Raw genomic sequence first — 14,936 nt, forward strand, 5'->3', positions numbered from 1 at the left:
TTGTTAAGAAAAATTTAAGAATACTGTAAGATAATTCAATATTACTTTCCTACATTTAAATACAATTTACACACTTAATGGCTAGGGATACTTATATAACATTACTACTTTGCCTTACGTTTACCCTGGCGTTTTCTCAAGATTTTATTATAAACGGTTTAGTGATAGATGACAATAGCGAGCCTGTGGTTCTTGCAAATGTAATTTTACTAAGTGAAGATGGTGAATTTATAAAGGGTACCGTTACAAATGACCAAGGACATTATGAATTTAAGGCTATATCACCTAGTAGTTATCGTATAGTTGCAAGTTATATTGCCAATACGGTAGAGAGTCCATTAACTACCATTACAGAAAGTATTGAAATATCACCTCTTATACTACAGAGCTCACAAGAATTAGATGAGGTTGTAGTAACCCAAAAAAAACCAAAACTAGAACAATTAGCAGATCGTCATATTTTTAATGTTGAAAATACCGCACTTTCTGATGGTGATATTTGGGATGTTCTAAAACGAACCCCTGGTGTAATGGTGATGAATAATCGTTTGTATGTAAATGGTAGTTCTAAGGTGAATATTATGATCAATGGTAAACGCGTTAATTTACCGGAAGATGATATTATTAATCTACTTACGGGCAGTTCTGCAAGCAACGTAGAATCTATAGAAGTGATTACGAGTCCGCCGGCTAAATACAGTGCAGAAGGCGGTTTGTTGATTGACATAAAAATGAAAAAAAACCTAGTTGCTGGGTATAATGGTGCCCTTTTTAATAGATATACACAAGGAGTATTACCTAAACATACCTTGGGGATGGATCATTTTTTTAAGGGAAAAAAGATAGATTTTTCTACCAATTACAGTTTTAGTCATGATAGAGATTGGACGAGATATTCTGATATTACTACCTATTTTGAAAGCGGACAAGAAAGTGAAGTTTGGACGGCCGAACAGAAATCTATAAGCAATAAAAGAAGCCATAATCTAAACCTTTTCTTAGATGTTGAATTAGACGAGAAAAATGCAATTAGCCTTTCTTCCACATCAAGCTTTTCACCTAACGGCGGAATAAATTTTTCTTCAATAACTGATATAGAAAACACCACGGGTGAATTTACAGCGCGTTTAGACGGACTTAATATTTTGAATTCAGATAAATTCAACTCGTCTAACTATTTAGATTGGGTTTATAAGCTGAATGATAAAGGAGCGGAATTATCTACTAATGCACACTTTACATATTATGATTCTAAACTAAACCAAGAGGTAAATAATGATATTGTGCAAGGTTTTACAGAAAACACTTCCGAGAATACCTTGAATATAAATTCTGATCAAATCATTAATCTTTTTAGTGCCCAAACGGATCTTACGTTACCGTTATCTAAACACTCCACAATGGAAACAGGTTTAAGAATTGCAACGATAAATTCAGAGGCAAGTATTATACAATCTGGGTTTGACGATACTTTAGAAGGTATAAACCCTACAGGCTCGGGTATATTTGATTACGACGAACAAATTTACGCAGGCTATGCTAGTGTAAACAGCAGCTGGAATAAATGGAAATTAAACTTGGGTTTACGAACGGAGTATACAGATACAAAAGGAGAATTAGACAATCTTTCATTACAAAACACCAGTTCTTATTATAACCTGTTCCCAAATATGTCGATGTCTTATACGAAAGAGAAAAATGCTTTTTACTTTAAGTATTATAGACGTATAACCAGACCAAGATATAGTAGTATAAATCCGTTTCAATTTTACTTGTCAGCAAATTCTATTTCTGAAGGGAATCCTAGTTTAAAACCGGCCTATAGTGACTATGTCCAGTTTGACTATGTTTATGACCGAGATTTTAAAGTTCTAGTCTTTGCCAATAAAAAATCGAATGAGCAAGTGCAACAAATTTTTCAGGACAATGCCACCAATACCCTTAGGGCTCAATATATAAATTTAGAAACTAATTATTTTTACGGTATAGATGCGAGTGTTTCTAAAGATTTAACCTCATTTTGGTATTTGTATTTTCTTGTAAGCCACTATCATGATAAGGATAGTTTTCTAGATGTAGAAACAAACACTTCCATAGAAAATTCTATTTGGACCACTCATCTTCGCGCTAATAATTACTTTACACTTTTAAATGATAAATCGCTCTATGCAGATGTAACATATACTTATTTGTCTCCATCTATTCAAGGAAACGCTACTTATGAATCGTATAGTAAATTAGGGCTAAATTTTAGAAAAACTTTCTGGAACAAAGATGCCAGTATCTCTATGGGTGTTGATGATATTTTTAATAACGGAAATATGTTTTCTACTAGAGATTATCTAGATCAAAATAACATTACAAGTACTAGAAAAGAGACCCGATTGTTCGTATTTGGCTTTAGATATAAGTTTGGAAATACCAAAATACGGGACAATTACAAACGAAAAAACACTGAAGAAGGCAAACGTCTATAATTTGTTTATGCCATCATTGCACCACAGACTCCTAAGCTAATTAGGCAATATACACCTGCTAAAATCATAAAGACTTTCCCCGCTTTTTTCTTCTTATAATAAAACAAAATAGCTCCAATAATAATGAACAATATTGCGGGACCAAACATTATAAGAAACAATAAAGTAGCAAGACCGTCTAGATTACCAACTTCTAATATCATAGCATTTCGTTTTGTAGTTCTTTTAAACGTTCAATCTTATCATCCCTATAAAAAAGGTTCATTGTTTCAAACGGAATAATCTTATAATCTTTGTTTACAATGTGTACACATGATTTTTTAATAGCACGAACATCAAAGTTATGAGCGTCTATAAATTGCATGATTATAATTCTAAACAAATTGTCATAACCCAATTCTGGAGCATCAATTTCTGGTAGGCAACACATAATACTTTTAAGATTTTCCGATGCTTTTTCTACAGAATTTCCTGTGCTAAAAAGTTCGATCATTTTACCATGTAGCTGCTCATCTTGCTCGTAAATAATAGTGTTTTTACCTTCGTTCAATAAATCATCTGGATTTATAAAACGTGTTAACGGATTCACTTCATCGCCTAATTTTAAGGCGTAAGCCATCACCAAAGCATCAGGATTACATGGTACAGGTATCAAATCATCAGATTCAAAAATAGGAGATTGCTCCAGTATTTTTCGTCGTACTTCGGTTAATGTAATTCGGTTTTCATCCACTTCAAAATTCTCTAATCGCCCAGCTATTTGCGTGGGTTGAAACGTAACACCACGTACACATTTCTGTTTTAAGGCAAAGTCAATAGTGCTACCCATTTCATGGTCGTTGAGACCTTTTTGTATAACAATTACAAGTGTGGTAGAAAGGTTTAGTTTGTTAAGATGTTCAAGAGCCTGTAAACGAACATCCGCTAAGTCTGCACCTCTTAATGTTTTTAGTACTTTGTTATCCAATGAATCGAACTGTAAATACACTTCAAAATCTGGGGCATAGGTTGCCAATCGTTTTGCGAATTCAAAATCCTTTGCAATTTTAATTCCGTTCGTATTTAACATCAAATGCCGAATAGGGAGTGATTTTGCGTAATCCAGTATTTCAAAAAACTCTGGGTGTATAGTTGGCTCCCCACCACTAAGCTGAACAACGTCTGGCTCGCCTTCATTTTTAACGATGACATCCAACATCTTTTTAATTTCCTCTAAGGTTCTGTGTCTGCCATAAGTGGGCGAAGATCCTGCATAACAGGTAGGGCATGTAAGGTTGCAACGGTCTGTAAGTTCAATTACGGTTAAACATGAATGTTGCTCGTGATCTGGGCATAGTCCGCAATCGTAAGGGCAACCATAGTGTGTTTTTGTATTAAAGGTTTTTGGGTACTCAGAAGCTTTGTTATAGTTTCTTATGTTCTTATAATATTCAATATCGTCAGCAATTAAAACTTTAGACCTACCATGTTCTTTGCAGTTCTTAAGCATATACACTTTCTCGTTTTCAAAAACGATTTTGGCATCTACCCTTCTAAGACATTCTGGACAAAGACTTAGTGTAAAATCATAATACGTATAGTTTTTTTCGGACATATGTAATTCCCTGAAGGATGAATTTATAGTAGTAAATCAAACAAATTAAACATAATAATTGAATGCTACTGAGACCTAGCATATAAAAACTATTTGGTTTTAGAAATTCTATACAGAAACGTAATGAGAAATAACTGACCATAAAAAGCTTAAAGTAATTCCCATTTACAAAAAAGATAGCTGTTTTTTGGAGGCGTTTTATGATTATAAAAAGAAGTATAAGAAAAACTACTTCATAAAGCGCTATTGGGTGCCTTGTAACTCCGTCACCTAAATCCATGCCCATAAAAAATGAAGTTTCTTTTCCATAGGTAAACTCTTTTATACCTGCGAGAAAACAACCCAAGCGACCAATGATAATACCAAGAATTATAGGTAACGTAAAAAGGTCTCCAGAAGAATGTTTTTCACCAATAATTTTTTTGGCAAGCTCTACCCCTAACAACCCACCAAAGAGTCCGCCCATAATAGTTTTATTGTTGAGGTTAAAAAGCCAATCCTCATTATGGTGAGCTATCGGATTTTCAAAAAAGGCAACGATTCTAGAAAGCACCAAAGCACCAAAAACAGCACCTATTATAATTGATAGGCGATTATTAGAAGAAATTATATCGGTACTTTTTTTACGTAAGTAAACGTAATACCTGAATCCTATAAAAAAGGCTAGGTATTCAAGAATAAGGTGCATGTTTAATTTAATCCCAAATACAATAGGTTCAAAGGGAATGGAGACAATAAGCATAGCACTATTCATAAGATTATTGTCTAAAACTTTATAGCTGATTTTTTAGATTGTGCGCATGTGCACAGTAGAAGGTTGGTTTTGGCACTAATTTACATTCTTTCTAGAAACTAGCATTTAATTATATAACATGAGGTTCAAAACCATCAGGTTTACTAAAATTGGCATGTAATGAGCTTCTCTTATTTTTATATAACTTTGCACCCGAAAATTAGAATACACCAGTGCCAAAAATAGGAGACATACAACTGCCAGATTTTCCATTGCTTTTAGCGCCAATGGAAGATGTTAGTGACCCACCTTTTCGTGCCCTTTGTAAAGAGCAGGGAGCCGATGTGGTTTATACTGAATTTATATCATCTGAAGGGTTAATCCGTGATGCTGCAAAGAGCGTTATGAAGCTTGATATTTATGAAAAGGAACGCCCTGTAGGTATTCAAATTTTTGGGGCTAATTTAGAAAGTATGTTACAATCTGTAGAGATTGTAGAGAAATCAAGACCAGATATTATTGATATTAATTTTGGTTGCCCGGTAAAAAAGGTGGTTTCTAGAGGTGCTGGAGCCGGAATATTAAAGGACATAGATTTAATGGTTTCTCTGACCAAAGCTATGGTAGAACATAGCAACTTGCCTATTACCGTTAAAACTAGGTTGGGTTGGGATGATGATTCTATAAAAATTGTTGAGGTTGCAGAACGATTACAGGATGTAGGTTGTGCAGCAATTTCAATACATGGTAGAACCCGTGCACAAATGTATAAGGGAAATGCAGATTGGAACCCGATTAGAGAGGTTAAGAACAATCCTAGAATGCATATACCTGTATTTGGTAACGGTGATGTAGATTCTCCAGAAGCAGCCATGAAAATGCGTGATGAATACGGCTTGGACGGAGCAATGATCGGCAGGGCAAGTATTGGTTATCCTTGGATATTTAGAGAGGTTAAGCACTTTTTTGAAACAGGAACCCATTTAGCTCCACCAACTATGGAAGAACGGGTAGATGCCGCTCGTCGTCATTTACAAATGTCCATTGACTGGAAGGGAGAAATACTAGGTGTTTTTGAGACACGTAGACATTATACCAACTATTTCAAGGGAATTCCAAATTTTAAGGAATATCGCATGAAGATGGTGACCAGTGATGATTCTGCATCAGTATTTGCAGCCTTTGACGAGGTGATGCAAAAGTTTGGAGATCACGAATTTGTGAATCCGTAATCTCCATAAGATTATAAGACTCTTATTATTTTTGCAGAGGTGCTAACTTCATAGCCTTTGGAATATTTTCTTTCTCCAGTTGCTTCGTTATAGTTTAACATGTAATCAGAATAAAGCTTACCTAAATCTTTTTGTGATTGTTTTACTGCGTTAGATTTTACATCTAGTTCAGAAGCTTGGTTTAAATAGGTATTTGCATTTTTAAAATCTTCTACCATTAGTGACAACTGTGATAGGTTCATAAGTATACCCCATCTAATTTTAGTTATTTTTTTGTCACTGATATCTTCATAATTTGGTAATAAATTTTGCCAATAGGTGATATGTTCATCTATCGCTTTTTTATTTTCTCTTACCGCACTAAGGGTAGATAAACTGGCTTTAGAAAGTTCTGACATCTCAGTAAGCTTGTCTTTGGTTTCATCTGCCAGTGCTTTGTTTTTCTTGTCTTTTACAAAGTAAAAATTGGTATAAATCTCCACCATATTATTATCGTAGATATCTTGTATTGTATTTATGATTTTCGAAAGAAAAGACTCCCCAAGCTTTTTATCCAAGTACATTTCTACCATATACGGACTTATATCTGGCACTGCACGCCCACTTTCTAACATTAGGTACTTTTCTTTTTCATCTTCAGGAAAGTTGATGGTGATTGGAATTTTATTCCCTTGCACATCTACTTTTGGCAAAAGGGGTATTTGCCATAATTGTGTCAATTCTTCTTTATAGTAGAAAAGGAGTTTTACGCTTTTATTGTCTTTCGGAGATATATCAATACTATAGGTATCACCTGCTATAGGTGCAATAGTACCTGTAACTTCTAAGTCATCTGCTGATATACCGTTTATGGCAAAAAACATATCTGGAGATTGTTCACCTGTTATTTCTTTAAAATCCTCAAGTTGAAGACCTTTTTGAAATTCGTCTTTTGTAAAGTTTAACACCTCTTCTGGTCCTAATACTACTTCTGCCCAATAGGTTTCGCTTTGTCTGGGCGCCAATTGTTCAGCATAGTTGGGCATATACACCCTAAAACCTTTAGATTTTAATGACTGAGCTTGTAGCTGTAAATTAAAGATAACAACAAATAGTAATGGAATAATTTTCTTGATCATTGGTTAGATGTTTTAGGGTATTTCATGTTCTGAAAATGAAATACTGTTTATAGATAAATTTTGGTTAGTTGCCTTGGTATCGCTTATTGTATCTTTCGCTAAACTCAGGTTTTACGCTGTTTTCTCCATCGAGAAACAACTTTTCTTTTCGTTCCTTTCTAAATTCGGCTTTATGTTTACCATCATTCAGGTAAGAACTTAGACCGCCACGAGAGCTATATGATGAGCCTAAATCATATTGAGCTATTGCTGTGTCATAATCCTCTAGAAGAGTATATAACGAGCCTAAATTTCCGTGTACAAACACTTTGTAATCATCGTATGTCTTGTAATCTTCAGAATCAATTAAGGCAGTAATTTTTTCAATTAACCGTTGTACTTCTTCGTTTCTTGTATTTCTAGATTTAAGACCTGTATCTATGGCTTGCAAGTTTTTAATAGCTTCCGTAAGTTGGTTTACGTCATCTTCAGAAGCAAGTTTCTTTGTTTTCTTAAGCTTAATAAAAGCCATATTGTTTTTGCCATAAGACATTTGTGCTCTTCTTACAAAACCTTGGTAAGCATTATGTACCGTTACAAGAATTTGGTCATTTGCATCGTAGGAAACATTTTTACTTTTATTTACAGCTACTATAGCAAAATCTTTGCCTTTAAGCTTACTAACAATTTCGCCTACTTTGTCGTTAAATATTAAAGAATCTTCAGCTATAATTTTGCCATGGTATTTGGCAGTATATTTAGCTTTAAAATTGGCGAACACATCATAGATAGTATCGCTTTCACCTTTATTGTAATACAATTCAATATTACTACTGTTTAGGTTGTAATAAATGGTGTTGGTTTTATTGCTTTTTAAGTCATCATACGTTTGAAGCACACTAAGCGGATTCGTATAATTTTTATAGTCAGGATGATAAGTGGGGCGCTTATGGTTAAAATTATCAATAGTAACAATTTCACCACGGTAGTCTTTCATGGTAATACTACCAGATTTTAAATTGTGGTCCATTTTATAATATACTACACCAGCAGGAGCAGGGGAATACGGGAAATTAAATTCTCGTAGCTTTTCGTAAAACCCACCAGCTTTCTGTGCGTTTGTGGTGAAAAGAGAACAGATAATTAATGTTATAACTAAAAGTGTAGGGGAGGGTACTTTTGAAATCTTCATGCCTTTGTTAATGGTTAATTGTGCTATAAGATAACAAAAACAAAGGTGGGAAATTGTATTGCGGAGATAATGAGGACCTTCTAAAGGTCTACCAATTTTTTATTGATACGGCTACTAGCTATTTTAGAAGCAATAACACCAAGTACAATAATTGTTGCCAAAACAATGGTAATATTAATGAACTCAAACTTTACTGGGTAGGCTAGTGATGGTGTAATTTTTAGCCAACTAAATGCCAGTTGTGACCATACAATTAGCACGCCTATTAGCACGCCAATTAAACCTCCAAAACCTGTAACAAGAATTCCTTGAACAAAGTAAATACGTCTTAACTCCTTAATCGTTGTACCAAGACTGTACAGTGTTTTTGAATTCTGTTGCTTGTCTAATATCATCATAATGATAGCACCAACAACATTGAAAAGAGCAATAATAAGTACTAAGGTGAAAATAAGATACGTAGCTACATTTTCGGTATTCAACATTTTATAGAGGGTACTATTCAGCTGTTGTCTATTTTTTAATTGCACATTAGAACCTAAAATAGACTGAATTTCTGAGCGTACAGCACTAGGCTCAACACTATCATCCATCTTAAAATTAATACCAGAAATCTGTAGGGAATCTTTTTCTAATAATGCCTGAGTCAAACGTAAATCGGCAAATACATATTTATTATCCAAGTCAGCTTCTACGGCATATACCCCACCAATAACCATAGGCAATTGATTGTAGAGCGATGATATACTTTGTTGAGATATAGAGCCTTTACCGGGTTTAAAAGCATAAATCTGCATTGGACTGCGAAACTGGTTAATGGTTACCCCAAGAATATTGGCAATACCCAAACCCGCTACAACTTGAGTGTCGTTAATAGTCCAATCTCCAATATAGAGCGTGCTGTCTACACCGGTAACCTTGGTGTAGTTACTATCCACACCTTTTATATATGCAATATGATTTTTGCCTCGATGTTCAAGAGATACTTTCTCTTCTATTTCTTTAGAGTAAAATGCGAGTCCGTCTACAGATTGTAAACGTTGTTCTTGCTCTGGTGATAGGGTAAAAATCTTTCCAGTGGCGGGTAGTGCTTTTAATTGTGGATCAAAAGACTCGGTAAAGGAAAGGCTAAAGGTTTTTAATCCGGCGAAAGCCGAAAGCACAATAAACAGTGCTGCAGAACCAATAACTATAACTAAAAAGGTAATAAAATTAATGATGTTAACCGCGTTCTGGGTACTTTTTGAACGTACATATCTTTTGGCGATATAGAGCGGAAAATTCAACCGATTAAGACTTTTTACGCTTAGGTAATAAATCTCTATTCTCTATAGGGTTTTCTTCTCTTTTCAAAGACTTTTCAATATTCTCGATATAATCTAATGAATCGTCTAAATAGAATAATAATTCTGGCACCCTACGCAGTTGGTTTCTGGTACGCTGAGAAAGTTCGTGTTTAATTAATGGCTGGTTAGATTTAATACCTTCCATTAATTCACCTGCTTTATCGTTCGGAAAAATACTTAGGTAAATTTTTGCGATAGATAAATCTGTGGTCACTGCAACCTTAGACACAGATATAAGGGTGTTACGAAGTCCGCCATCAATGGCAGCTTTTTGTAGAATATCTACAATATCTTTTTGAATGACCCCAGCTATTTTACGTTGTCTTTGCGTTTCCATACTGCAAAAATACATATTAAAATGTATCTTAACCCCTATGTGATGCACTCTGAAGCAAATTTAGACATGAAAAAGATAGAACATTTAGGTATAGCGGTGAAAAACATGGAAGATTCCAATGCGCTTTTTGAGAAATTATTGGGTGTAGCACCCTATAAACAAGAAGAAGTAGCTTCTGAAGGCGTAATGACTTCTTTCTTTCAAAACGGACCTAATAAAATCGAGCTTTTGTCTGCCACAGAACCAGATGGACCTATTGCCAAATTCTTAGAAAAAAAGGGAGAAGGCATACACCATGTAGCATTTGAGGTAGAAGATATTGTTGCAGAAATGGAACGTTTAAAGAAAGAAGGGTTTACGTTACTAAATGAAAAACCCAAAAAAGGAGCTGATAATAAGTTAGTTGCTTTCGTTCATCCAAAGACAGCAAATGGGGTGTTGGTAGAGTTGTGTCAAGAAATTAAGGAGTAAGCACTATTTTGTTTGTGTCAGTTAAAAATAAGTAGTAATATTGCATCCGCAATTCGCGAGTTCTGTAATTGCTGGTTTGAGCACCAGTCTTTATCGGTTTTAATCGAATAAAGGGTTTACAGGGCAAAGTATAGAATTGTAACCGGTCCTATAGCTCAGCTGGTTAGAGCACCTGACTCATAATCAGGTGGTCCCTGGTTCGAGTCCAGGTGGGACCACTAAGAGAAGCCAAAAAGGCTTCTCTTTTTTGTTTTTAAGAATGTCGTAATTCAGGTATACGCTTTATATCTACTTGCTCAACCTCTAATTTTTTCAAAGTTTATCTAATAATTTAAGCCTAGATACCTGTTTTCTTAGTATATACTCCATTCAATAAATCCAACTTCGGTCGACCCCGATCTCTTGTTCGTCGAATTTGTTTATGCCTTTGTTATTTTTAAAGTTCTTTAGTAGAATCAATCATATTTATAATTTCGTATCAGAATTAATGACGTATTCGTAGTGATGTCATCAATATTTTACTAAAACAATAATCATGGAAATTTTCGAAACATTTTTTAATGAAATAATTGGGTTTCTAGGTATTTCAAATGCTTTTGAAATATTACAGACAGGAGACTATGGTAAGTTCAGAACATTTGATGGTGTAGTATCGCTCATCTACCCTATTATACCGCTCTTATTAATTTTAGAATTGATTTTAGGTTTAATCTATAAAAAGCCAGATACCAAAGTATACAAGGTAAATTTCTTAATATATGTGTTTAATAGATTTATAGGTAGGTTTATCGCTATTGCTATGGTAACAATTTGCATTGGCTTATTTCAATCTTATGCACCGTTCCAGACAGAAATGACTTGGTATTGGTTCATTTATGGCTATATCGTGTGGGAGCTTGCTCATTTTCTATATCATTATTGGGGTCATAAAGTCCGTCTTTTTTGGTGTCTTCATTCCACACATCATGCACCTGAAAACATGAATCTTTCGGTAACGCATGCACACTTCTTTTTAGAGGCGCCTTATGCAGATACTATACGTACTACGGTCTGTATTTTATTAGGTATTCAACCAGAACTGTTGTTTTTAATTATGTTTATAGATGGTACTTATGGAGCATTTATCCATATAGGTGAGAATGTAATTAAAGATGCACGTTTCGGACCTTTAAACAAGATAATGCTTACACCGTCTCACCACCGTGTACATCATGCAAGAAATCCGTTGTATATGGATACTAATTTCTGTAATCTATTGAATATATGGGACCATGCTTTTGGTACGTATCAAGAAGAGAAGAAAGAAATTGAAATAGAATATGGTATTACTAGAGAAATGGATTCGGGTAATTTTCTTGATGTCTATTTTGGTGAATTCGCGGCTCTTTTTAAAGATGTAAGTAAGGCACCAGGAATAAAAAATAAGATTATGTATGTTTTTATGCCACCAGGGTGGAGCCATACGGGAGATCACAAAACCTCTAAAATTACTCGGGCGGAGTATTTTCAAAATAATCCTGCCTATAATCGCGCTATTAAAGTTCAACAGCCTGGTCCAATAAATAACAATATTATAAAGTGAATTTCTTTTTATACTAGGTACCATTAGCTCGTAAGTGTTTTCTAAATTACTCATAGAATTCAGCTTAACATACAATTCAATAAAATCAACCCCGTTAGATTACCGACTTAGAAATTAACATTTCTTTTAACATAATCTTTCTTCGTAACATTTATCTAGCTCTCTACTATTTCTTAAATTCCTAGTTCAAACAAACTAATTCGAAAATGACTACAAAAAACTCTAAGTGCAAGTCGGTGTTACTGACCCTTGTACTAGCCCTCTCGTGCATATCTGTTTCGATGGCGCAAAAAGTACCTTCTCCAGAAGATGTTTACGGCTTTAAGGTCGGCGACGATTATAAATTGGCAGACTACAGCCAAATTGAAGATTATTTATCTCAATTAGATGCTTCATCCGATAGGGTTAAAAAAGTAGAAATAGGCACAACAGTGTTGGGTAGAAAAATGTACATCCTGTTTATTTCTAGTGAAGAGAACTTAAAAGATTTAGACAAGTGGAAAGACATCAGTACTAAATTAGCACGAGTACAAGTTTCTGAAGATGAAGCTTTAAAATTATCTGAAGAAGGTAAAGCAATTGTTTGGGTAGATGGCGGAATGCACTCTACCGAATTAGCTCACGGTCAAATGACTTCAGAATTGGCGTATACCTTGACCACTTCTGAAAGTACTGAAATGAAAAAAATTAGGGAAAACGTCATTACTATTTTAATGCCGGTAATGAATCCTGATGGGTTAGATATTGTGGTAGACTGGTACAAGAAAAATTTAGGTACCGCCTATGAAACATCTAGACCTCCAATTTTATATCATTACTATATGGGTCACGATAATAATAGGGATTGGTTTATGAATACCATGCCAGAGACGTATAATGTCACCAAGATTTTATACAACGAGTGGTATCCGCAGATTGTGTATAACCACCACCAATCTTCTCCATCGTGGACAAAAATATCTTTGCCACCATATGCAGATCCAGTGAACCCTAAAATCCATCCAGCGATTACCGCGGGGGTTAGTGAAGTAGGTTCTGCTATGACCAAACGTTTTTCATTGGAGAATATGCCTGGAGCAATTGCCGATAACTTTTATACCATGTTTTGGAACGGTGGAGGTCGTACAACACCTTACTACCATAACATGATCGGTATTTTGACAGAAGTGGGTCATACCTCACCAACACCAAGATTTTACGATCCAGAGAAACTACCTAAAACAGTTGCTGGGGGTACTCCTACAGATGGTACTGATATTATGTACCCAGATCCATGGAAAGGTGGCGAATCTCATTTTCGTGATGCCGTAGATTATATGTTGACCGCTACATGGGCAACGTTAGATTTAGCAGCTGACCGCAAAAGCAATTATCTTCATAATATCTACAAAATGGGTGCTTCTGCAATTGAAGAGTCTAAAACAGAAGGTCCGTTTGCTTATGTAATCGGAAAAGAACAATGGGATGCTTTTGAGTCTGTAAACCTTGTAAATGTGTTGCAACGAGGTGGAATTGAAATAGAAAGAACGACCAAAAACGTTGAAATCAACGGAAAGAAATATGAAAAAGGAGCTTATGTAATTTATACGGCACAAGCGTTTAGACCCTATTTAATGGACTTGATGGAAAAGCAAAATTATCCAACTCGTTTTCAATATCCTGGTGGTCCTCCAGATACTCCGTATGATTTAGCTGGTTGGACACTACCTATGCAAATGGGAGTTACGGTAGATAAAATTGCGGAACCTTTTGAAGTGGCTACAGAGAAGTTGTCAGATTTAGCATCTTACTATGAAGGTGAGGTAAAAGGCAATGCTTCTTTTGGATATTTATTAAGTGCCAATAGCAATGCATCTGTAGTAGCAACAAATAAAGTGTTGAAAGCAGGTGGTACGGCATATAAAACGAAAGCATCCTTTAAATCTGGGAAAACAGAGTATCCTGCAGGTTCTTATATTGTATCTGGTGGTAGTGCTTCTATAGAAGATTTGGCAAACGAATATGGTCTTGAAGTTACAGGGCTATCGGCAAAGCCAAAAGTAGAATTGACTAAGGTACATGCTCCAAAAGTAGGGCTATACAAATCTTGGGTTTCTAATATGGATGAAGGATGGACACGTTTTATAATGGATGAATATGCTTTTGAAACAGATACGCTTCATGATAAAGATATTCAAACAAAAGATTTGTCTCAGTATGATGTTTTAATACTTCCGTCTCAACGTGCAAAATCAATCTTACATGGTAATTCGCCATTAAAAATGCCAGAGAAATTTACAGGAGGTATTGGTTTAGAAGGATCTTTAGCATTGAGCAAATATGTAAAAAATGGTGGAACGTTAATTGCTTTTGATGATGCCAGTAATTATGTAATAGAACAATTTGGCTTGCCAATTAAAGATGCTACGGAAGGTACGGATAGTAAGGAGTTCTTTATACCTGGATCATTGATAAAAACAGGGATAGACACAACCCATCCGTTGGCTTTTGGTATGCAAGACACTGTTGCGGTTTCTTTTAATAAGAGTCGTGCTTTTGTTATAGATAAACAAGAGAAAAAGGGAGAAGGCGGTACAGAAGATATCAAAGATGCTCCGGCACCACAGGTTGAAGTTATTGCCAACTATGCAGAAAAAGATTTATTAATGAGCGGCTGGGCAATGGGCGAGAAAAAGTACATTGCTAAAAAGCCAGCTATGGTAAAAGCAACTTATGGTAAAGGTTCTGTAGTGTTGTTTGCATTTAGACCTCAATTTAGAGCGCAACCAAGAGGAACGTACAAGCTTATTTTCAACAGCATTTTTGAAGGTGCTGCAGAGTAAGTGATTTTAGAAATAATTAATTAAATACAAAAAAGCCCATCAGATTCTGATGG

The 14,936-nt window shown here is 35.1% G+C and carries 12 protein-coding genes and 1 tRNA gene; 6 read left to right on the forward strand and 7 right to left on the reverse strand.

Going from position 1 to position 14,936, the window contains the following annotated elements:
• The first annotated feature begins 77 nt into the window (after positions 1-77).
• A complete protein-coding gene (locus P178_RS0106965) occupies positions 78-2,477 on the forward strand; it encodes an outer membrane beta-barrel family protein (RefSeq protein ID WP_027065538.1) in 2,400 nt (799 codons plus the stop codon).
• A 5-nt stretch (positions 2,478-2,482) separates the two neighbouring features.
• Here P178_RS0106965 and P178_RS0106970 read toward each other — a convergent pair whose 3' ends face one another.
• The 3 genes from P178_RS0106970 to P178_RS0106980 are packed head-to-tail and all read right to left on the reverse strand — an operon-like array spanning position 2,483 to position 4,825.
• A complete protein-coding gene (locus P178_RS0106970; protein ID WP_027065539.1) occupies positions 2,483-2,680 on the reverse strand; it encodes a hypothetical protein in 198 nt (65 codons plus the stop codon).
• Positions 2,677-4,071: a radical SAM protein gene (locus tag P178_RS0106975; protein WP_027065540.1), complete on the reverse strand. Its 1,395-nt coding sequence runs from the start codon at positions 4,069-4,071 to the stop codon at positions 2,677-2,679. Before P178_RS0106975 ends, P178_RS0106970 begins: the two co-directional genes overlap by 4 nt.
• Positions 4,043-4,825, reverse strand: a complete 783-nt coding sequence (locus P178_RS0106980) for a prolipoprotein diacylglyceryl transferase family protein (protein ID WP_231500513.1) — start codon at positions 4,823-4,825, stop codon at positions 4,043-4,045. Before P178_RS0106980 ends, P178_RS0106975 begins: the two co-directional genes overlap by 29 nt.
• Before the next feature lie 212 nt (positions 4,826-5,037).
• Here P178_RS0106980 and dusB point away from each other — a divergent pair, with 212 nt between their 5' ends.
• Positions 5,038-6,036: a tRNA dihydrouridine synthase DusB gene (gene dusB, locus P178_RS0106985; RefSeq protein ID WP_027065542.1), complete on the forward strand. Its 999-nt coding sequence runs from the start codon at positions 5,038-5,040 to the stop codon at positions 6,034-6,036.
• Positions 6,037-6,047: 11 nt separating this feature from the next.
• Here dusB and P178_RS0106990 read toward each other — a convergent pair whose 3' ends face one another.
• The 4 genes from P178_RS0106990 to rbfA form a co-directional block, all read right to left on the reverse strand.
• Positions 6,048-7,154 (reverse strand): hypothetical protein, encoded by a 1,107-nt coding sequence (locus P178_RS0106990; RefSeq protein ID WP_027065543.1) that lies wholly within the window; start codon positions 7,152-7,154, stop codon positions 6,048-6,050.
• 64 nt (positions 7,155-7,218) lie between these two features.
• A complete protein-coding gene (locus tag P178_RS0106995) occupies positions 7,219-8,325 on the reverse strand; it encodes a hypothetical protein (protein WP_027065544.1) in 1,107 nt (368 codons plus the stop codon).
• A gap of 80 nt (positions 8,326-8,405) precedes the next feature.
• Positions 8,406-9,611, reverse strand: a complete 1,206-nt coding sequence (locus P178_RS0107000) for an ABC transporter permease (protein ID WP_027065545.1) — start codon at positions 9,609-9,611, stop codon at positions 8,406-8,408.
• 4 nt (positions 9,612-9,615) lie between these two features.
• On the reverse strand, positions 9,616-10,008 hold the full coding sequence (rbfA, locus tag P178_RS0107005; RefSeq protein ID WP_027065546.1) for a 30S ribosome-binding factor RbfA: 393 nt from the start codon (positions 10,006-10,008) through the stop codon (positions 9,616-9,618).
• A gap of 66 nt (positions 10,009-10,074) precedes the next feature.
• Here rbfA and mce point away from each other — a divergent pair, with 66 nt between their 5' ends.
• From mce to P178_RS0107025, 4 genes are all read left to right on the forward strand, one after another.
• Positions 10,075-10,479, forward strand: a complete 405-nt coding sequence (mce, locus tag P178_RS0107010; RefSeq protein ID WP_027065547.1) for a methylmalonyl-CoA epimerase — start codon at positions 10,075-10,077, stop codon at positions 10,477-10,479.
• Between the two features lie 144 nt (positions 10,480-10,623).
• A tRNA-Ile gene (locus P178_RS0107015) sits at positions 10,624-10,697 on the forward strand.
• Positions 10,698-11,014: 317 nt separating this feature from the next.
• The gene (locus P178_RS21615; protein ID WP_081819401.1) at positions 11,015-12,061 is read left to right on the forward strand and encodes a sterol desaturase family protein; all 1,047 of its coding nucleotides are present in this window, start codon (positions 11,015-11,017) and stop codon (positions 12,059-12,061) included.
• 281 nt (positions 12,062-12,342) lie between these two features.
• Positions 12,343-14,883, forward strand: a complete 2,541-nt coding sequence (locus P178_RS0107025) for a M14 metallopeptidase family protein (protein WP_231500514.1) — start codon at positions 12,343-12,345, stop codon at positions 14,881-14,883.
• The last annotated feature ends 53 nt before the right edge of the window (positions 14,884-14,936 follow it).

The sequence above is a fragment of the Maribacter sp. Hel_I_7 genome (assembly GCF_000688315.1).
GTDB lineage: Bacteria > Bacteroidota > Bacteroidia > Flavobacteriales > Flavobacteriaceae > Maribacter > Maribacter stanieri.